This window comes from Acinetobacter sp. WY4 (assembly GCF_018438165.1).
Taxonomy (GTDB): Bacteria; Pseudomonadota; Gammaproteobacteria; order Pseudomonadales; family Moraxellaceae; genus Acinetobacter.
Window position 1 is genome coordinate 2,117,406 of record NZ_CP053947.1, and the last position, 20,849, is coordinate 2,138,254.

The window sequence follows — 20,849 nt, forward strand, 5'->3', positions numbered from 1 at the left end:
TTTGTTTTATATTTTTTATTTCAAATTATTGATATTTATAATTTAATTATATTTATTCTGGTTAATTTTAAAATGTTTCATCTTATTGTGAAAAATTTAAAAAAATAAAGTTTCATTCTTTACTTTTGAAAGTATGATTTTAAATTCCAGTGAAAACTCTAGAATAAAATGAGCTACTATTGAATTGTTTGGTAGCCAAAATATTAATTTTCCTAGGGTTTTTTATCAATCAGCTTGAGAAAAACTGACTTTTCCTCATTAGTCTTCATAAATTGCAAATTGCTGAATAAGTCCGTCACCTATTCTTGTTCGTAATCTACTACTAGTCACTCCTGTTGCTAGTAGGCCATTTAATTAAAATTAGGTATTTCACTCACTGGATATATTAATGTTAATGGATTTGATGTTAATGAAATAAAGCCAAAACGCTGATAAAATTCCATCGCTTTTTGATCCTTGGCATGTATTACAATAAAATTTACACCAATAATTTGAGCAACTTTTGAAACTTGTTTAAGCGCATGTGCTAAAAGCACTTTTCCTATTCCTCGCCCTTGGGCAGTTTGATCAACGGCAAAGCGACCTATAACTACACAAGGGAGTGGATAACGAGGTAATCGTTGAGTGAGAACCGCATCAACCCCATCAAATCCAATAGAGGTACTTGATAGGCAATAAAATCCTCGCACCTGCTGTGTATCATCATCAATAGCAACATAGGTTTTACTTGTTCCTGATTTCTGATGCTGAGATGCGTATTGTTTGATGAACTTGTTTAAATCATCTTGCCCACAATTAAATGATTTTTTCTGATGATGGGCTTGTAAAACCTCAATTTTCATCCAATAAACTCATTAATTTTTTCATCTCATCATTTGCAGGGCGTGGATTTTCAAGCAAATTCATTAACATATCACGATCAGCATTATTTACTTTTAACTCGTGATTAGATTTAAGTAATTCTTTTGCTCGTTCAAATGAGGACTGGATCATAAAGGAACTCACACTAAGACCCAATAAATTCGCAGCTTGCTCAATTACATTCTTTGCATCTACAGTTGAACGAACATTTATTCGTTCTGTTGCTAAGTTAGTCATATTTTTCCACCAATTTGTACATCAGTATGATGTACAAATTATAGCAGATTAAGGTGGTGGTTTAAGATTCAAATTTGCATATTTTGTTTTGAAAATATTTGAATAGAAAATCAGTGGTTTAATATGAACCAAAATGAGGGGGGTGAATAAGAATAGGTAGTAGGTTTGCATAAGAATACGCAAGGTATTCACACGCTATGACAAACCGGCTCAAAACTTCGCTGTCATCAATCTACCTTGCCTAAATCATGATCTGGCTTAATTGATGGCATGCCTTTTTGCTTTGGTTGACTGTTCTTTGAGCAAGTAGCGTATGATGTGTTCCCATTTGATACAAACTTAATTATAAAAATACAAACATTAGGGTCTGTTGACATTTACTGTTCAAAAAAATAGCGAGAAAGTAAAATTTAATCGCCAAACTAAATTTACTTCTCGCTATGCCTCGTACAATGCTGAATGATCAACACTGGTCTAAGTTACTTTCTATTTTCCGAAATTTTGATATCTATTTCAAATCTAATTTGAGAAATTTTGTCGAAGCAATACTTTATAGAATAAGAACAGGCTGCCCATGGCGTGATTTGCCTAAAGAATTTGGTTCGTATAACTCAATCTTTAAAAAATATAATCGTTGGTGTAAAAATGATAAGTTAATGAAAATATTTAAATTAATTTCTTCAAGTGCTGATATGGAATGGGTTTTTATTGATGGTAGTCATGTTCGGGCACACCAACATTCTGCTGGAATAAAAGATCAGGATATTTCTAAAAGCATTGGTGGAAATAGTTCTAAAATACACTTAGCTGTTGATGCGGATGGCAATCCAATCGAAATTATTATCTCCGATGGAACGATACATGATGTCAAGATTGCTCCCAAAATGATTGAAAAACTTGATTTGAGTGAAACGGAAGTATGTTGTGCAGACAAAGGATATGACTCTGAATCATTAAGAGAACAAATATCTGCGAAAAAAACTAAAGCGAATATTCCAAGAAAATCAAATACTCAGTCAAATAATGATCATATGGATTGGTATTTATATAAAATCAGACACTTAGTTGAGAATGCATTTTGTAGGTTAAAGCAGTTCAGAGGAATAGCAACACGATATGATAAGCTAAAGTGTAGCTATGAGGGGGCAGTTGCATTAGCTTGTATATTTATTTGGCTACCTTTATCGGGTAAATTCTATACTTGAAATGTCAACAGACCCTAAATTCAAATTTTTTATTATCTTATTTTATTATTATATGAGAGTAATAAAGTTTCATCCTTTGTTGTGCATAAGTATTTGTTTTTATTGGTTCCAAAATTATATTGTATTTATTAAAGTATCATACTATAGGCAGGGCTAGTCTAAATTTAATTCTATCAAAATAAAAAAAGTTTCATACCAAAATTACAAAATACTGAAAATAATGAATATATTTTCTTTATTTTGAAAAATTCGTATGAAACTTTATTACTAAGTATGATTATTTATTACCTAGTATTTAACTTTATTACTCAAAAACAACACCAGCCTCGATTCAATTTTAATTATTCTACAGTGACCGATTTTGCCAGGTTGCGTGGCTGATCGACATCCGTACCACGTAGAACTGCAACATGATAGGACAGCAGCTGTACAGGAATACTGTAGACAATCGGTGCCAGCATTGCATTGACTGCCGGAATATGTACCACATGCTGGCGTTCTTTGGCTTTAATACCGCTGTGCTCATCAGCAAACACAAATAGCTCGCCACCACGCGCCTGAACTTCTTCCATATTGGATTTGAGCTTGTCCAGCATGTCATCCTGTGGTGCCAGAATCACTACCGGCATGTCATTGTCAACCAGTGCCAATGGCCCGTGTTTTAGTTCGCCTGCAGCATAACCTTCCGCATGAATATAGGAGATTTCTTTCAGCTTGAGTGCGCCTTCCAGAGCGATCGGGAAATGCGTACCACGGCCCAAGAACAGGCAGTGCTGCTTTTCAACAAACAGTTCAGAAAGGCGTAGAAGCTCATCATCATGACGCAAGGTATCCAGCATGACTTTAGGCATATGCCAAAGTCCTGTGGTAATTTCCGTCATTTTTTCTGTAGAAATAGTATTTTTTACAGAACCGATTTTCAGTACCAACAGCATCAAGGCTGCAAGCTGGGTGGTAAAGGCTTTGGTGGAAGCCACGCCAATTTCAGGACCAGCTAAAGTCAGCAGGCTGTAATCTGTTTCACGTACCATCGAAGAGGTTGCCACGTTACAGATCGTCATCGTGCTAATGTCGAGGCCTTTGGCAGTTGCACGTTTCTGTGTATCACGTAAGGCAGCCAAGGTATCGGCAGTTTCACCGGACTGGGAAATACATACATATAGCGTGTTGTTCACAATCACCGGAGTGCGATAACGGAACTCGCTGGCAATCTCGACCTGGCAAGGCAGGTCAATCAGCTGTTCAAACCAGTATTTGGCAATCATGCCGGCATGATAGCTGGTACCGCAGGCAATAATCTGGATTTGCTGGATTTTTGCAAAGTCTTGTTCCGCACTGGCAAGAAAATCTTCACGCAGGTCATTGCCATTTAAAGCTTGGGAAATGGTCTGTTTGATCGCTTCAGGCTGCTCATAAATTTCTTTGAGCATGTAGTGCTTGTATTCACCTTTAGAAGCATTGCTGACGGCAGCATCCAGTTCCTTGACCGGACGATCGACAAGTTGACCATCGACAAAGACTTCAATCGTGGTACGGGTCAAACGGGCAATATCGCCTTCTTCAAGATAAATAAAACGGTTGGTAATCGGGAGCAGAGCCAACTGGTCAGAACTGATAAAGTTTTCACCAATACCGACACCAATGACGAGCGGAGAACCTTCACGTACGGTAATCAGTTCATCAGGGTGGTCAGTATGTACGATACCCAGTGCATAGGCACCTTTCAGTTGCGGAACCACCTGGCGTACAGCTTCTAACAGGCTCGGGGTAGATTTCAGCGCATCATTGATCAGATGGGCAACCACTTCAGTATCAGTCTGTGAGGTAAACACATAGCCTAAAGCTTCAAGATCATCTTTGAGTTCCTGATAGTTTTCGATAATCCCGTTATGGACCACTGCTACATTTTCAGAAATATGCGGATGGGCATTTTCTTCAGTCGGTTTGCCATGGGTGGCCCAGCGTGTATGCGCAATGCCGAGTGAACCGCTAATCTGGGATTCATTCACAGCCTGTTCAAGGTTTGCAACCTTACCGACACGGCGTTCACGTAGGACTTGGCTGTTGTTAATGAGTGCCAAACCTGCTGAATCATAACCACGGTATTCCAGGCGTTTTAAGCCTTCAATCAAAATATTGGTAATGCTACGTTCTGCAATGCCACCAACGATACCACACATATTTGTTCCCCTTATTTCTTGATTTTTTGCGGACGTGGATAGTTTTCTTTGGCAAATTGCTTAGAGCGCTCTACTGCCAAACTGTTGTCTTCCACATCACGGGTAATCGTTGAGCCTGCACCCACTGTGGCACCGTTGCCAATTCTCACAGGTGCAACCAATGAACTGTTCGAGCCAATGAAGGCCTGATCACCAATAATCGTTTTAAATTTGTTCGCACCATCATAGTTACAGGTAATGGTTCCTGCACCGATATTAGAACCGGCACCGATTTCAGCATCACCCAGATAGGTAAAATGGTTGGCTTTAGAGCCTAGACCAATCGTAGTATTTTTGACTTCAACAAAGTTGCCGATATGCACTTCGTTGGCCAGTTGTGCACCTGGACGCAGTCGTGCAAAAGGTCCAATTTGGGTATCTTCCCCAACGACGGCGCTATCAAAAATGCTATATGGCTGAACCTTGGTGCCAGCTGCAATCTTGGTATTCTTGATAATACAGCCGGCGCCAATTTCAACGTTGTCGCCCAGCTCGCAATCACCTTCGATAATCACGTTGATATCAATGCGGACATCCTGACCGACAGTTAAATTGCCACGCAGGTCAAAGCGGCTTGGATCAATCAAATGTACGCCTTGCTGCATCAGCTGTTTTGCTTGATAAGCCTGGAACTGACGCTCTAAAGCAGCCAACTGCACACGGTCATTTACCCCTTCAACTTCAAAAGCCTGCTCAGGTTCTACCGATGCAACTTGCATACCATCTGCCAAAGCCATCGCGACAATATCGGTCAGGTAATATTCACCCTGCGCATTGTCATTGCTTAAATTTGGCAGCCATTCATGTAATTTAGCATTGCTGACGGCATAAATACCGGTATTGATTTCCTTGATCTGACGCTGCTCTTCGGAAGCATCCTTGTGCTCAACAATGGCTTGGATCTGACCCTGTTTACGCACAATACGGCCATAACCATTAGCATCTGGCAGGGTAAGCGTCACCAGACCAATGCCAGTTTCTACGGTGGCATCGAGTAATTTTTGCAAGGTCACAGGATTAATGCAGGGTACATCACCGGAAAGAATCAGCGATACGCCGTCGTGAGGCAGGACAGGCAAGGTCATTTGCACCGCATGGCCGGTACCGAGCTGTTCAGCCTGTTCTACCCATTTAATATCTTGTTGTGCAAATGCTGTCTGAACCCGGTCACCACCATGACCATAAATCGTAATAATATTATCTGCGTTTAATTTTTTTGCCGTTTCAATGACATGACCCAGTAAAGGACGTGCTGCAAGCGGTTGTAATACTTTCGGTAAGCTAGAGCGCATGCGCGTTCCTTTACCTGCAGCAAGAATAATAACAGTCGTTGACATGTTCTAATCCTAAATATGGCTTATGCCACGGTGAAGTAAAAATAAAGCAAAATACAAAGAGCCGCCCAAAGGCCGGCAATAATGTCATCCAGCATGATGCCAAAGCCACCGTCGACCTGTCGGTCCACCACCCGGATCGGCCAAGGTTTCCAGATATCAAATAATCTGAACAAGGCAAAACCGACCAGCAACCATAACCAGTTCATCTGACCTAAGTAGATCAGGGGCAAAAATGTGATGGATTGTCCGGCAAATTCATCCCAGACAATGCGTCCATCATCATGGACGCCCATGACTTTGGCAGTATGCCCGCAGATATATATGCCAATCAGAGACATAATGGCAATGGCAAAAACACTGTTTAGAAAACCAAGATGCAGCCAAATAGGGATAAATAAAAGTGCAAAAGCCGAACCAAAGGTACCAGGTGCTTTAGGTGCCAGACCGGAACCAAAACCAACCCCACTAAAGACAATCAGTCGGTCGATCCATGACATGGCTTTAAAATTAATCGCAGGTTTATGCAAAATGTTGATACCCATTAAATTGAAGTGAATGATCTACGCCATCTTTTTCAAAAGTTAAGCCGTGTTGCTGCTGAATTGTGCCGATTATACTAATCGAAACATCAAGTTGTTTTTGCAATAATTTTTCGTAATTTTGCGGGCTTATTGTAAAGCATAATTCGTAATCATCGCCACCAGCGAGGGCATATTGCCATTTTTGTTCATCACTTAAGGCATGCAGGGCAGGACTGATCGGCAGGTTTTCGAGTTGCAGCTTTGCACCGACTTGAGAGGCTTTGAGAATATGTCCAAGATCTTGGGCCAAACCATCCGAGACGTCAATCATGCTATTGGTCAGTCTTTTTAGGGCAGCACCGAGCTGACAACGTGGCGTTGGATAGTCCAGACGTTTTTGCAGTGGATGGCCAAGATGCTGGAGTGCAAAAGCTGCATCACCGACAGTTCCACTGACACAGATCAGATCACCGGGTTTCGCACCTGAGCGTGGAATGGCTTGACCAATATCCACCCAGCCCAATGCTGTGATAGACAGGGTTAAATGAGGACTTTGAGTGGTATCACCACCGATTAAGCTCACACCAAATTGATCGCAACAATCATATAAACCCTGACTAAAAGCTTTTAGCCAGTCATGATCAATTTGGGGTAGGCTCAATGCGAGTAAAATACTGTGCGGGGTTGCGCCCATCGCGGCAATATCAGATAAATTGACAGCCACAGCTTTCCAGCCAATCGCATGCGGATCGGTATTCATTGGAAAATGGCGTCCAGCAACCAGGGTGTCGGCACAGATGACCAGTTGTTGCTGTGAAGGGGGGGTGAGCAAGGCTGAATCGTCACCGACGCCTAGATCGACAGAATTGGCATTCTTGCGATTGAAATAGGTGTCGATAATCGAAAATTCAGCCATACAACAAATCTACGCTATTAGTTAGATTGCTGTTTTTCTGCTGCACGCAAAGTTGTCGCTAAACGATCCAATACACCATTGATGTATTTATGGCTATCGGCACCGCCAAAATGTTTAGCCAACTCGATCGCTTCATCTAGAACGACGCGATATGGAATCTCAAGATGTTCTTTAAGTTCATATGCACCAAGACGAAGGGTCGCAAGTTCAACACCGTCAAGTGCAGAAAGTTCGCGATCGAGTACCGGGATTAAGAGCGCATCCAATGCTTCATGATTGGCAACCACTTGAGTCAACAATTCATGATAATAGCTCAGATCCACTTTGTGCATGGCATTTTCCACACGCGTACGTGCTTCAATCTCATGCACCGGATTGTGGCTCATTTGCCATTCATAAATTCCTTGTACAGCAAAGCGACGTGCTTTACGTTTTGCTGCATAAGTTGCTTGAAGTGTTTGCGACATAGCGTTAAATAGCCTTTAACAAGTTAACCATTTCAATCGCAGTCAGGGCAGCTTCGCTACCTTTATTGCCTGCTTTTGTTCCAGAGCGTTCAATCGCTTGTTCAATACTGTCCGTAGTGAGTACACCGTTAATGACAGGTAAGCCAGTGTCCAGGCCAACCACGCCTAAACCTTTGGCACATTCGCCTGCAACGAAATCGAAGTGAGGCGTGCTACCACGAATCACGGCGCCAAGCGCGATGATGGCATCGAAACGATCTGAAGCTGCCAGTTTTTTCGCAACTACAGGAAGTTCCCAGGCACCAGGTGCATGAACAACAGTAATATTATCCTCTGATACACCATGACGTTTCAATGTATCAATGGCACCTTCTAACAGATGTTCAACCACAAAGCTGTTAAAACGACCAACTAAAATCGCATAACGGTCTTCGTTCGCGAGATGTAACATACCTTCAATACGGCGAACTGCCATAACAACCTCGATGATTTCTTAAGATGTTTGTTGTGCGGTGATGTATTCCACCACTTCTAAGTTAAAGCCTGATAGTGCATTGAAGCGCAATGGAGAGCTAAGTAGCTTCATTTTTTCAACGCCTAAATCACGCAAAATTTGTGCACCCACACCAATGGTCTGATACTGCTGAGACAGTGCAGAATTTGATTTTACATTTTTTGGTGCTTTAAGGGTATCTAATGCTGGACCCAGGTCCTGTAAATGACGTTGGCCAATCCAGACCAGGACACCACGATCACTATTGGAAATTTCTTTCAGGGCACGATCCAGGTTCCAGGCCGGCTCGCCATCCTGTTTCTTCAGTTTGAGCAAGTCGCGGGTCGGGTTAAAACCATGTACACGCACTGTGGTCACGCCCTCTTTAGGCTCACCTTTGACCAGGGCCAGATGGATATCCGGGTTACCCAGTTCACGATAGCGGTACAGGTCAAAGCTGCCGTATTCAGTATCAATACTTTGCTGATCGATACGCTCAACCGTTTGTTCATTGGTCATGCGGTAATGAATCAGGTCGGCAATCGTGCCGATTTTCAGGCCATGCTTTTCAGCAAAGACTTCCAGATCCGGACGGCGCGCCATGGTGCCATCTTCATTAATGATTTCACAAATAACTGATGCTGGTTCCAGTCCTGCTAAGCGGGAAAGGTCACAACCTGCCTCGGTGTGCCCGGCACGGTGCAATACACCACCTGGTTGCGCCATCAGCGGGAAGATATGTCCTGGCTGTACAATATCTGCTGGTTTGGCATGAGCAGCCACCGCAGTTTGAATCGTGTGTGCACGTTCAGCCGGAGAAATACCGGTAGAAATACCTTCAGCCGCTTCAATCGACAAGGTGAAATTGGTCCCATGCTGGGCGCCGTTGGCATCTACCATCAAAGGCAGATTCAACTGCTGGCAACGCTCTTTACTTAAAGTCAGGCAGACCAGACCACGTGCATGGGTGATCATGAAGTTGATGTCTTCAGGACGTACGTGCGTTGCAGCAATCACCAAATCGCCTTCATTTTCACGGTCTTCATCATCCATCAGGATGACCATTTTTCCTGCACGGATATCTGCTACAAGCTCTTCAACAGTATTGAGCGGCATCAACCTTCACCTTCTTTTTTGATCTTGATCAGACCGAATCATGACATTATTGGGTACATAGTCTAACGCTTTTTGCGCAATTTTGCCTATGCTTATTGCTTTCCCTCTAGTGGTTCATTGTTATACACAGTCTTGATAAACATGAAAAGCCGACTTTAAATGAAAGCCTGGGCTTTATGCAGGTTTTTTGAGCAATTAAAAAGTATAAAAAATGAGAAACTTAGGTGAAATCGACATAAGCTCAGACATTAAGGTGTTTTCAGAAAGTATTTTTATTTATTGTCAGTCATTCAATGGAATTTTGGACTCAAAATGCTGGAAAATTTTACCCAGTATTAAAAATTTTAAAAAATATCAGGTTAAAAGCGGACCGAAGCCCGCTTTTAATCATCAGGTTGTTTAGAAAAAACCTGCCGGTTTGGTTGAATAGCTCACCAACAGGTTTTTGGTTTGCTGATAGTGATCCAGCATCATTCTGTGATTCTCACGTCCAATGCCTGATTTTTTATAACCGCCGAAAGCTGCATGCGCAGGGTAGATATGATAACAGTTGGTCCAGACCCGACCAGCCTGAATGGCACGACCGGCACGATAGGAGGTGTGTGCTGAGCGTGACCAGACACCGGCACCCAGTCCGTAAATCGTATCATTGGCGATCTTGATCGCATCATCAAAGTCTTTAAAGGTGGTCACAGCCAGCACAGGCCCGAAGATTTCTTCCTGGAAGGTTTTCATATCGTTGGTGCCTTTAAATATGGTCGGTTCAATATAGAAACCTTGACCCACTTCATGACGTGCTTCACCACCGGTCAGGATCTGTGCACCTTCTTCACGGCCAGTAGCAATACAGCCCAGAATCTTGTCCTGCTGTTCCTGTGAGGCTTGCGCGCCAATCATGGTATCAGTATCCAGGGGATGCCCGGTTTTAATGCGTTGCACCCGCTCTACTGCACGCGCCAGAAATTCATCGGCAATACTTTCCTGCACTAGGGCACGGGAAGGGCAGGTACAGATTTCACCCTGATTCAGGGCAAACATGGCAAAGCCTTCCAGAGCTTTATCCAGATAATCGTCTTCCTGATCCATGATGTCAGCAAAGAACAGATTCGGTGATTTACCGCCAAGTTCCAGAGTCACCGGAATAATATTTTCAGTCGCATATTGCATGATCAACTGACCTACTGCGGTTGAGCCGGTAAAGGCAATCTTGGCAATACGTGGATTGGTCGCCAGTGGACGGCCAACTTCGACCCCATAGCCATTGACGATATTCAACACGCCCGGCGGTAAAATGTCCTGAATCAGTTCAGCCAGCACCAGAATACTGACCGGAGTCTGTTCCGCAGGTTTTAACACAATACAGTTACCCGCAGCCAGGGCAGGTGCCAGTTTCCAGGCAGCCATCAGAATCGGGAAGTTCCAGGGAATGATTTGTCCGACTACACCAAGCGGCTCATGGAAATGATAAGCAATAGTATCTTCATCAATTTCGGAAATGCCGCCTTCCTGCGCACGGATACAGCCGGCAAAATAACGGAAATGGTCAATGGCCAGTGGAATATCGGCAGCCAGCGTTTCACGGATCGGTTTGCCATTGTCCCAGGTTTCTGCCACAGCCAGCAGTTCCAGATTTTGTTCTAAGCGATCTGCAATTTTCAACAGAATATTGGAGCGGGTGGTCGGCGATGACCGGTTCCATTGCTCTTTGGCTTTGTGTGCTGCATCTAGCGCCAACTCAATATCTTCTACAGAAGAACGCGGTACTTTGGTAAAGACTTTGCCATCTACCGGAGAGATATTGTCAAAGTATTCACCTTTGACCGGAGCGACCCATTCGCCGCCAATGAAATTATCGTATTGTCCTTTAAATTGAATTTTTGAACCGTCAGTATTGGGATCTGCATAACGCATAATCTATTCCTTTATATGATTGTTAGTGGTGCAGGCTGAGCGCATTTTGCTGATCAAAAAATATAGGCGCTTCTGCATTCAGCTCTACTATAAAGAGGGAAAAAGACGGACGGTTGTTTGTTTACAGGCTTGCTACAAAAGACAATATTTGGAGACAAGTGGCAGAAAAATAAAAGTTATAAATTTTAAATTCTTAAATTTAAAAACAAGGGTTTATAGCACTTATAAAACATCGAAAGATTGGCATATTTTCAATGCGCTTGATTACATTTTGACCTAGTAAGGATTTAAAAGAAGCCAAGCAGGAGAAATGAGGGCAAGTTTCATTTCTCCTTTCGCATTTATCTAAAGCCCTTTGTCATGCAGCCATTGAAACAGTTGCTGATAAACTTGCTCACGTACCGATTGCTCTGAAAGCACCAGATCATGTAAACCGTTCCGGATACTTTGAACCGTGACATCGCCTTTAATTTTTTTGGCATATTTCTGAATGTCTTTAATCCCTAAAATTACATCGCTGCTCTGTGCGGCTTTACCCCATTTTTTAGGATATAAAGTCTGATGTGAATGCATGATAAGTACCGGAACATTGAGCTGAACACCGCGATGAATTTCCTTCTGTGCCTCATGAATGGCACGAATAAAACTGATCCGAACCATCGGGTAGCGGGTCTTTTTCCAGTCCAGACTGAAGTCCCATTCGCCCTTTAAATCCTTATGTAGGCTGGTGGCATACCACTTGTTCAGCTCGCTTGGAAATCGAAGGTTAGGAAAAATTTTGGCCAGTCTGCTCAGTTGCGGAATGCCAAGTGCACGTTTAATCGGATTCATATTGAAGTCATAAAATGGACTGTTGACCCAAAGTGCTTTGATTAAAGAATGCTGCGGATGATGTACCGCATACAAGGTCGTGGTCAGGCCGCCGGTAGAATGACCACAGAGCAGGGCAGCATCGTGACCCTCGGCTGCTATAATGTCGAGTGCCTGGGTAATTTCTGCATCATATTCAGCAAGGTCATACACGTTATAATATTTTTGATGCGGCAGAATCGAACGTCCGTATTTTCTTAAATCCAGCGCATAAAAATCAAAACCATGCTGATTAAAGCGCTCTGCCATTTCGGTCTGAAAAAAATAATCGATAAAGCCGTGAATATATAAAACTGCTTTTTTCATGGGTTGGGCTGCTTTTCTACGGATCAGAGTTGCTATGACTTTGCCCTCATAATCATCAGGAAAGTTCAAGGTCGCTTGCTCATAGCCTGTTCCTAAAATATCGGGCTGATAAAGCGGTTGCAGTTCACTCATTTTTATACTCGTTCATCTTATTAAATTTATGCTTTATCCTTGATGAGCTGAGGTTTTTTGTCAAACAGAACTTGCTGTCCATTTGAATTAATAAAACCAATATCAGTTCATTTTAAAATCAACCCAGAACGTATGCTGAAAAAAGAGTGTTATCAGATTATAAAATCCTGCTAAAAGTATTATCAATTTACTAAATGACCTAACAGCTCAGAATCAGGCTAAGCTATATAAAATAAACAAAGTGATGTGACTATTTTGGCAGAACTGCCGAATATTGATTAGATGAGTTAAATAATGCCCAGAGAAAATTTGAACAGTAAGCGCCCTTTATATATTCCTTATGCTGGAAATACTCTGCTAGAACTCCCACTACTCAATAAAGGCTCTGCATTTTCTGAAGAAGAGCGTAGAAGCTTTAATTTGCATGGCTTGATTCCTCATGTCACCGAGACCATTGAAGAACAAAGTCAGCGTTCTTATCAGCAGTATTGTGCTTTTAGCAGTGATATTAACAAGCATATTTATCTGCGAAATATTCAGGATACCAATGAGACCCTGTTTTATCATCTGATTGAAAATCACCTCAGCGAGATGATGCCGATTATTTATACGCCGACTGTGGGTGAGGCATGTCAGCGCTTTTCTGATATCTATCGCCGTCATCGTGGGATTTTTATTTCCTATCCTGACCGTGATCAGATCGATCATATTATTCATAATATTAATAAAAAGAACGTGAAAGTCATTGTGATCACAGATGGTGAGCGCATTCTGGGTCTTGGAGATCAAGGCATTGGTGGTATGGGGATTCCCATTGGAAAACTGGCACTCTACACCGCATGTGGCGGGATCAGTCCGGCCTATACCTTGCCGATTACTCTTGATGTCGGTACCAATAATCAGCAGTTGTTGAATGACCCGATCTATATGGGATGGCGTGAACCGCGAATCAGCGGCGATGAATACTATGCTTTTGTTGAGACGGTGATTCAGGCGATTCAACAGCGCTGGCCAGATGCCTTGATCCAGTTTGAAGACTTTGCGCAGAAAAATGCCATGCCTTTGCTGGAAAAATATCGTGATCGAATCTGCTGTTTTAATGATGATATTCAGGGCACCGCAGCAGTGTCTGTCGGCAGTCTGATTGCTGCTTCGCGTGCAGCAGGAAAACAGCTTAAAGATCAGGTGGTTACTTTCCTTGGTGCAGGTTCAGCCGGTTGCGGGATTGCAGAACAGATCATTAAGCAAATGGTTGCTGAGGGCTTAAGTGATGTTGAAGCACGTGCACGCGTATTTATGGTCGACCGTTTTGGTTTGATCACGGAGAATCAGCCGAATTTACTGGACTTCCAGCGCAAACTGGCACAGCCGCTTGAAAATGTAGAAAGCTGGGCAGATGCTGAGAGCATGATTTCTCTGCTGGATGTAGTTAAGCGTGCCAAACCGACGGTATTGATTGGCGTATCTGGACAACCAAGTCTATTCACTCAGGAAGTGATTGAGGCCATGGCTGAAAATAGTGTGCAACCGATTGTTTTCCCTTTATCCAACCCGACTTCCCGCGTAGAAGCTGTTCCGGCTGACATCTTGCAATGGACTAATGGCAGAGCATTGATTGCGACGGGTAGCCCATTTGCACCAGTGAATTATCAGGGACAGATTCATCATATTTCCCAATGCAATAACTCTTATATTTTTCCGGGTATCGGTCTGGGCGTAATTGCTTCAGGCGCGAAACGTGTCACGGATAATATGCTGATGGCCTCGAGTAATGCCTTGGCGGACTGTTCTCCGAAACTAAAAGATCCTCAGGCAGATTTATTGCCGAATCTGGATTGTTTACAGTCAATTTCGAAGCAGATTGCATTAAAAGTAGCACTTGCTGCGATTGAAGATGGGGTAGCACCGAAAGTCAGTGTAGAAGAATTGCAGTTGGCTATTGAACGTAATTTTTGGACACCGCAATACCGTGATTATCAGCGGATTACCTTTTAATTGTGTTGAAGATGGATTCTTATCATCGCTAGTTTTTTTGCCAGCCTGCTTTCATCTAATTCATTGATGGAAGATCAAAAAGCCCTGATCTTTTGATGAGGGCTTTTTTATTGTCGTAGAGCTGTCATGGTCACATCTTGGTTATAAAATCAGAAAGTACTTTAAGAATTTTTTATGGAATGAAATAACAATGAAAGGATTATTTAAAAAAACTAACATCAACATAAAAAAAGCCCCGATCTTTCGATCAGGGCTTTTTTAAAATCTGGAGCGGGAAAGGAGACTCGAACTCCCGACCCCAACCTTGGCAATAGTCACCGACATAAAATACACTAAATAACATAATTGGTATTTCAATAAACCCTATATATAACAGCTATATAGGGTTTTTATTTTGTGTGGTGTAATTTAAGGTAGAGTAGGGTGCTTTAAGTTTTGGTCACTAATTTTAATATGTAAATCAACAATAATTACCGACATATATATTCTCTTTCTAAGAGTAGTTTACTATTTGGTATAATATTATGATGAGGTTAGGGCTTTGACTGCTACGATTTCTGTTTGGCCTTTTGGCGTAAGACATACAAATATAAGTTTTCTACTTTTTCACGTGCCCATGGGGTGGTACGCAAGAATCGCAATGATGATTTAACACTTGGGTCTATGCAAAAACATCTAATCTCAATTTTACGACTTAAACCTTCAAAGCCACCGTAGTAATCCAATAATTCATCCAAAATGTCAGCAAGTTTTTTACCGTGTAAAGGATCATTGGTGGTGTTCATAATAGATCAATCGTATTTTGGGTGGCCATTATTATAACCTGGGCTAGTTGGAAAACTAGAGAGTTGGAATGTAGGTAATGATGGACTGAATAGCCACCAAAATTCTAGACACACATAACCATATTTTGGACTGCCACTGCTGTCCCACAATTTTTACAAGAGGAAGCTTACGCGAGCTTCCTCTTGATTGATGGAGGCTTTATCGAGTGAAAATAACGCTTTTAAGGTTTTTATTTCAAATAAATTTACTGGAATTATTCTGAGTAAGCGCTGAACTGTATTAGTTCAGAGTTAATCTGATTTTTTATCTTAGGAAAGAAAATTATTTCACCTAACCTTAAAATAATGTTTTTCAGTAACCAGCTAAATTTTTATTTGTTTATAAAGACGCTCTTTAGGGTCTTCATTTGATTTTGTGACTTTATCAGCAAATTTCTTATCTAACATCAAGGCTGCATATGTTTTGTAACCTATCTCCAATCGGTCTACCTTATTTCCTTCTTGTTCAAACTCTTCAATTAATTTATTGACTTTTTTTACGCTGATATCACTCATATCTTTCAACCATTTAATTTGGGGTTCTTTTAATCTAATCTTTAATTATTGAGATTAGATTAAAGTACAAAGCGCATTTAAGGGCTAATAGCTTATGGAGTAATCACCCCAGGTTAATTAACCCGAATCGCGGATAAGAAATAAACTTGAAAAATAAGAGGACTAGAGCCATCAGTTGAGTTACCAAACCTAAAGCTTTAGCCCCGATGTTCAATAGTAACGAATTATTCTGCGTAATTGATGATTTCTTTCTGAAATTTGAAGCAACTTATTGGAAATTTTCTAAATAAAGTCATCAGTCTATAAGAATTCGAATAGCCCAAATCAGCCTCTCAGAAATTAGTTTTATCGTCATTTGGTATATTTAGGACTTGGAAAAATTAGGCTTCATAGAAATGTCATAATTTAGAGATATTAATGTCATCGAACTGGATTAAAAAAGAACAAAAAACCCACAATAGAAAGCTGTTATGACTAAAAAAATATCCAGACGTGAACTGCTTAAGACCTCCATTGCAGGCTTCGGTGCTTTGTCTTTACCCATATCTTTGACCGCTTGTGGCAGTGATGAGGATGCTTCAGATCAAGCTCAGGCACATCCTAAAGTCGCTTTTAAACATGGGGTGGCCAGTGGTGATCCCTTACAGGATCGGATAATTCTATGGACACGCTTAAGTCCGGAAGATGAAAACCTGCGTTATCAGGTGCAGTGGGAAATTGCTGCCGATCAGGATTTTCGCCAGATAATCAATACAGGACAAGTTGAAACCAGTCGGTCGCAAGATTTCACGGTTAAAGTCGATGCGGATCGTCTATCGGCAGGGCAAACTTATTTTTACCGTTTTAAGTGTGCATCGGTATATTCATCTGTCGGTCAAACCAAAACTTTAGCCACGCAAAGCAAGCTGGTGCAATTTGCCGTTTGTTCATGTTCCAATTATCCAGCCGGATATTTTCATATCTATCAGGAAATTGCCCAGCAAGACCTAGATGTGGTGATTCATTTAGGGGATTACATTTATGAGTACGGGATGGGTGGTTATGCGACTGAACAGGCTGCAGCATTAGGCCGAAGTCTGGCTGCAGATAATGCTGAGGAAATCATTAAACTGGAAGACTACCGCAAGCGTTATGCCTTGTATCGAACTGATGCGGACTTACAAGCAGCACATCAGCGTCATCCATTTATTGTGGTCTGGGATGATCATGAGCTGACCAATGATACCTGGGAGCAGGGTGCGGAAAATCATGATGTTTCAGAAGGTGATTTTTTTGCACGTAAGCTGGCTGCTTTGCAGGCCTATTTTGAATGGATGCCGATTCGTCCAGTGTCTGAAACAGATCATTTGAATATTTATCGCCAGTTTAATTTTGGTGATCTGGTTCAGCTGAATATGCTGGATACTCGTATTTTGGCGCGTAACAAGCAATTGCAATATGCTGACTATCTTACCGCGACAGGACTAGATGCCAATAAATTTCAGACAGATTTGCTCAATCCGACGCGTACCTTGTTAGGACATACACAACGTGAATGGATACTGAAACAACTCAGCCAATCGAATGCCGTCTGGAATGTGCTGGGTCAGCAGGTGCTGATGAGCAAGATGCTAATTCCGGCCGAAATTCTGGCTGTTTTGGGGCAGATCACCAGTGGTCAGGCCACTGCAGATGTGTTGCTACAAGTGCGTCAGATGCTGACAGAACTGGTAGGCCTAAAAATACGCTATCTGCAAAATGATCCAACTTTGACAAAGGCAGAATTAGCCAGAATACTGACTGTTGTGCCTTATAATCTTGATGCCTGGGATGGGTACGTCGTGGAGCGTGAGGTGATTTATACGGCTTGTAAACAGCTGAATAAAAAACTGATTGTACTTGCAGGAGATACCCATAATGCCTGGAACTCCACTTTGAGAGATCAAGCCGGCAGTACAGTCGGGGTAGAACTAGCGACCAGTTCAGTTTCATCACCGGGTATGGAGAAGTATTTGCAGATTCCCTTAGCCCAGTTACAGGAATTTGAAATGGCATTTACTACGCTAATTGATGAGCTGAATTATTGTAATTTGAATCAACGCGGATACTTGAGTGTTGCATTTACCCCGGATCAGGTACAGGCGAACTGGATTTTTATCGATAGCATCCAGAATCGTAGTTATCAGGTTGATCAAAGCCGTGCGTATCAGCTTCAATTAGATCATGAATTAAATGAAATCAAACCGTTAAAGCAAACTGCCTAAGCTGCTTAGAGTTTAAATATCCGGGCCAATGCCCGGATATTTTTTTATAACATTTCATCCCTATAGCTATCAATATCCAGATGTTTGATCGTATTTGCAATACTGATGCTCATATTTTAGTAGCCGCGTATATAATCCGGCAAAGTGAATTAATTGCTGTTTTAGTTCGGCATACCGAGGATCATGGCTTGAATAAAAACGTAATTTTAGTCGTAGCAGGCAGGTTTTTTATAAGCCCAAAAACAGATTTTATGTAATGGGAACAAAAATCATGGCAGCCAAGGCCCAAGGAATTAAGAGCTTGGCTTTGTCCCTGATTCCGCGGATTTTAATTTGGGGATTTACGCATTGTTATGTGCATATCAACTCACCCATCAAAATAAGCCAAAAATTCTAATTATAGAATCAGTGGCTTAAACAGGATTCGGGTTAATTAAGATGTATGGTTTAATAAGTGCTGTTGTGCGATATACATGGGCTTATCCAAACTGGGTGTACATTGAATCCATGTTCCATCTGCTTGAAGCTCCCATGCACGGCGGTTATCTTGAAGATAATTCATTAAGCCATCTTGCAGAATTTGTTTACGAAGTTTTTTATCTTCGATTGGGAAACAGGTCTCGATGCGAGAGAATAAATTACGCCCCATCCAATCTGCACTGGCGCAATAAAGCTTGTTTTCGCCCTGATGGTAAAAATAATAAACCCGGGTATGTTCTAAAAAACGTCCCACAATTGAGCGGACTCGAATATTTTCAGAAAGCCCTTTCACTTGTGGGCGTAAGCAGCAAATTGAACGGACAATCAAATCGATTTGAACGCCCGCTTTAGATGCCCTATATAGGGCATCAATTAGTTGAGGTTCAGTTAAGGCATTTACTTTAATAATAATCCGCGCTTTTTTGCCTGCTTTGCTATTTTCAGTTTCAGTTTCGATGAGTTCAATCAATTGAGAATGCAGAGTAAATGGTGCATGAAAAAGTTTTTTCAATTTGACCATTTTCCCCATGCCTGTGAGCTCCTGAAAGACTTTATGGACATCTTCACAAATATCAGCATCACTGGTCAGTAGTCCATAATCAGTATAGATTTTGGCATTCATTGCATGATAGTTACCTGTGCCTAAATGAACATAACGTTTAATTTTGTCTATTTCACGACGCACGATCAGAATCATTTTGGCGTGGGTTTTATAGCCAACGATCCCATATACAACAACCGCCCCAGCTTCTTGTAATAGATTGGCAACTTCGATATTTGACTCTTCATCAAAGCGAGCACGTAATTCAATCACTGCTGTGACTTCCTTACCATTTCGTGCCGCTTCAGCAAGGACTTGCACAATTTCAGAATGTACACCACTCCGATAAAGGGTTTGTTTTATGGCTAACACATGTGGATCATTGGCTGCCTCTTTCAGTAGCTTAATGACCGGAGCGAAAGAGTGAAAAGGGTGATGTAATAAAACATCTCCGGTTTTTAATACCTCAAATATGGATTTTTTCCCATACAACACTTTCGGTAATTTTTGTACATGGGGAGGAAAACGTAACTCTGGCAAATTGAAGTTCGATATAAAGCGCGCCAGATTAAGCGGGCCGTCAATACGATAGAGTTGCTCTTGCTTAAGATCAAATTGTCCAAGTAAATAATCAATAATATTTTCAGGGCAATTTTTAGTCACCTCAAGTCTTACAGCCCGACCAAAGCGCCGTGAGGATAGTTCATCTTTTAAGGCAATTGCTAAGTCTTCAACATCTTCTGAGATAGTTAAATCTGCATTACGTGTGACCCGAAATTGATAACATCCAGTGGTGGTTACCCCTGGAAATAACTCATGAAGATGTTGCTGAATAATGGCTGAAAGTAGAATGTAGTGTTCATCCTCGCCAGAAATACTATTAGGTAACTTTACTAATCTAGGTAATGATCGTGGTGCGGGAACAATCGCCAAATCAATTTTTCGTCCAAATGCATCTTTACCTTCTAGGGTTACAATGAAATTTAGACTTTTATTCACTAGCCGAGGAAAGGGGTGGGCTGGATCTAAACTGATAGGTGTGACCACAGGTCGAACTTCATTATGGAAATAGTCCTTAATCCATTCTTTATGTTTTTCGAGGATGTCACCATACTGAATGAAATGAACACCATGTCCTTGCAGTTGTGGTAAGAGATTATAATTAAGTATTTTATACTGTTCTTCGACAGCTTCGTGTGCAAGTTTGGAAATGGTGGTGACTATATCTGAGAGGAGTGAGTTATCTGGACGAGCTCTAGCATGATCTGAAAGTTCAATTTGTTGCATTAAACTGGCAACTCGTATTTCAAAAAACTCATCCAGATTACTTGAAAAAATAATTAAAAAATTTAATCGTTCAAGTAAAGGGTATTCAGTATCTTTCGCCTGTGCCAACACCCGCTTATGAAACTCAAATAGTGAGAGCTCTCTATTTATATACTTTTTTAACGGATGTGATGAAGAGTTTGAAGACACATTTAAGGTAGTCATTTATGGCTCTTATAAAGTCAGATTGCAGCGCTGAAGGAAGCTAATAGAAAATTCTTTAAAGCCTTTGAAAGAGGTTAATTGACTCTTTGTAAATAAAAAAATGACTAATTCTGTAGAAAGGCTAAGAATTAAACTTTATTCAACTAAGCATTCTGTGACTGTTTCATG

The 20,849-nt window shown here is 41.5% G+C and carries 17 protein-coding genes and 4 pseudogenes; 5 read left to right on the top strand and 16 right to left on the bottom strand.

The window, feature by feature from the left end; genetic code table 11:
- Positions 1 to 350: 350 nt before the first annotated feature.
- Positions 351 to 842 carry a GNAT family N-acetyltransferase gene (locus tag G4D73_RS09905; protein ID WP_071850529.1) on the bottom strand — a complete coding sequence of 164 codons (492 nt, stop codon included), beginning with the start codon at positions 840 to 842 and terminating at the stop codon, positions 351 to 353.
- Positions 832 to 1,098, bottom strand: a complete 267-nt coding sequence (locus G4D73_RS09910) for a DUF1778 domain-containing protein (RefSeq protein ID WP_010325590.1) — start codon at positions 1,096 to 1,098, stop codon at positions 832 to 834. Before G4D73_RS09910 ends, G4D73_RS09905 begins: the two co-directional genes overlap by 11 nt.
- A 440-nt stretch (positions 1,099 to 1,538) precedes the next feature.
- On the opposite strand from G4D73_RS09910, the gene G4D73_RS09915 reads away from it, so the two are divergent.
- Entirely contained in the window at positions 1,539 to 2,303 is a 765-nt protein-coding gene (locus tag G4D73_RS09915) for an IS5 family transposase (protein ID WP_004645258.1), read from the top strand.
- Positions 2,304 to 2,644: 341 nt separating this feature from the next.
- Here the strand turns inward: G4D73_RS09915 and glmS are convergent, their stop codons facing one another.
- The 9 genes from glmS to G4D73_RS09960 all read right to left on the bottom strand — a co-directional run bounded on the left by glmS (position 2,645) and on the right by G4D73_RS09960 (position 12,591).
- Positions 2,645 to 4,483: a glutamine--fructose-6-phosphate transaminase (isomerizing) gene (gene glmS / locus G4D73_RS09920; RefSeq protein ID WP_213686680.1), complete on the bottom strand. Its 1,839-nt coding sequence runs from the start codon at positions 4,481 to 4,483 to the stop codon at positions 2,645 to 2,647.
- Between the two features lie 11 nt (positions 4,484 to 4,494).
- Entirely contained in the window at positions 4,495 to 5,859 is a 1,365-nt protein-coding gene (glmU, locus tag G4D73_RS09925; protein WP_213686681.1) for a bifunctional UDP-N-acetylglucosamine diphosphorylase/glucosamine-1-phosphate N-acetyltransferase GlmU, read from the bottom strand.
- A 20-nt stretch (positions 5,860 to 5,879) separates the two neighbouring features.
- Positions 5,880 to 6,401: a phosphatidylglycerophosphatase A gene (locus G4D73_RS09930; RefSeq protein ID WP_213686682.1), complete on the bottom strand. Its 522-nt coding sequence runs from the start codon at positions 6,399 to 6,401 to the stop codon at positions 5,880 to 5,882.
- Positions 6,379 to 7,296 carry a thiamine-phosphate kinase gene (thiL, locus tag G4D73_RS09935; RefSeq protein WP_213686683.1) on the bottom strand — a complete coding sequence of 306 codons (918 nt, stop codon included), beginning with the start codon at positions 7,294 to 7,296 and terminating at the stop codon, positions 6,379 to 6,381. Before thiL ends, G4D73_RS09930 begins: the two co-directional genes overlap by 23 nt.
- A 17-nt stretch (positions 7,297 to 7,313) precedes the next feature.
- Complete coding sequence (gene nusB, locus G4D73_RS09940; protein WP_004280924.1) at positions 7,314 to 7,763, bottom strand: transcription antitermination factor NusB; 450 nt, start codon at positions 7,761 to 7,763, stop codon at positions 7,314 to 7,316.
- Between the two features lie 4 nt (positions 7,764 to 7,767).
- Positions 7,768 to 8,238, bottom strand: coding sequence for a 6,7-dimethyl-8-ribityllumazine synthase (gene ribE, locus G4D73_RS09945; protein WP_004280926.1), 471 nt, complete (start codon positions 8,236 to 8,238; stop codon positions 7,768 to 7,770).
- Between the two features lie 18 nt (positions 8,239 to 8,256).
- Positions 8,257 to 9,372 carry a bifunctional 3,4-dihydroxy-2-butanone-4-phosphate synthase/GTP cyclohydrolase II gene (gene ribBA / locus G4D73_RS09950; protein WP_005105068.1) on the bottom strand — a complete coding sequence of 372 codons (1,116 nt, stop codon included), beginning with the start codon at positions 9,370 to 9,372 and terminating at the stop codon, positions 8,257 to 8,259.
- A 399-nt stretch (positions 9,373 to 9,771) separates the two neighbouring features.
- A complete protein-coding gene (locus G4D73_RS09955) occupies positions 9,772 to 11,283 on the bottom strand; it encodes an aldehyde dehydrogenase family protein (protein ID WP_213686684.1) in 1,512 nt (503 codons plus the stop codon).
- Between the two features lie 345 nt (positions 11,284 to 11,628).
- Positions 11,629 to 12,591 carry an alpha/beta hydrolase gene (locus G4D73_RS09960; protein ID WP_213686685.1) on the bottom strand — a complete coding sequence of 321 codons (963 nt, stop codon included), beginning with the start codon at positions 12,589 to 12,591 and terminating at the stop codon, positions 11,629 to 11,631.
- Positions 12,592 to 12,885: 294 nt separating this feature from the next.
- On the opposite strand from G4D73_RS09960, the gene G4D73_RS09965 reads away from it, so the two are divergent.
- Positions 12,886 to 14,586, top strand: coding sequence for an NAD-dependent malic enzyme (locus G4D73_RS09965; RefSeq protein WP_213686686.1), 1,701 nt, complete (start codon positions 12,886 to 12,888; stop codon positions 14,584 to 14,586).
- Positions 14,587 to 15,134: 548 nt separating this feature from the next.
- Here G4D73_RS09965 and G4D73_RS09970 read toward each other — a convergent pair.
- The 3 genes and pseudogenes from G4D73_RS09970 to G4D73_RS09980 all read right to left on the bottom strand — a co-directional run bounded on the left by G4D73_RS09970 (position 15,135) and on the right by G4D73_RS09980 (position 15,926).
- Positions 15,135 to 15,371, bottom strand: coding sequence for a VF530 family DNA-binding protein (locus G4D73_RS09970; protein WP_004280931.1), 237 nt, complete (start codon positions 15,369 to 15,371; stop codon positions 15,135 to 15,137).
- Positions 15,372 to 15,524: 153 nt separating this feature from the next.
- A pseudogene (locus tag G4D73_RS09975) lies at positions 15,525 to 15,650 on the bottom strand (IS4 family transposase); the annotation flags it as partial.
- A gap of 84 nt (positions 15,651 to 15,734) precedes the next feature.
- The gene (locus tag G4D73_RS09980) at positions 15,735 to 15,926 is read right to left on the bottom strand and encodes a hypothetical protein (protein WP_005105075.1); all 192 of its coding nucleotides are present in this window, start codon (positions 15,924 to 15,926) and stop codon (positions 15,735 to 15,737) included.
- 206 nt (positions 15,927 to 16,132) lie between these two features.
- Here G4D73_RS09980 and G4D73_RS15505 point away from each other — a divergent pair.
- A pseudogene (locus G4D73_RS15505) lies at positions 16,133 to 16,288 on the top strand (IS982 family transposase); the annotation flags it as partial.
- A 108-nt stretch (positions 16,289 to 16,396) separates the two neighbouring features.
- The gene (locus tag G4D73_RS09985) at positions 16,397 to 18,169 is read left to right on the top strand and encodes an alkaline phosphatase D family protein (RefSeq protein WP_004280933.1); all 1,773 of its coding nucleotides are present in this window, start codon (positions 16,397 to 16,399) and stop codon (positions 18,167 to 18,169) included.
- 44 nt (positions 18,170 to 18,213) lie between these two features.
- Here the strand turns inward: G4D73_RS09985 and G4D73_RS15650 are convergent.
- A pseudogene (locus G4D73_RS15650) lies at positions 18,214 to 18,426 on the bottom strand (hypothetical protein); the annotation flags it as partial.
- A 70-nt stretch (positions 18,427 to 18,496) separates the two neighbouring features.
- Here G4D73_RS15650 and G4D73_RS15715 point away from each other — a divergent pair.
- Positions 18,497 to 18,586: pseudogene (locus G4D73_RS15715) on the top strand (IS982 family transposase); the annotation flags it as partial.
- Between the two features lie 16 nt (positions 18,587 to 18,602).
- On the opposite strand, the gene ppk1 reads toward G4D73_RS15715, so the two are convergent.
- On the bottom strand, positions 18,603 to 20,681 hold the full coding sequence (gene ppk1, locus G4D73_RS09990) for a polyphosphate kinase 1 (protein ID WP_213686687.1): 2,079 nt from the start codon (positions 20,679 to 20,681) through the stop codon (positions 18,603 to 18,605).
- Between the last annotated feature and the right edge of the window lie 168 nt (positions 20,682 to 20,849).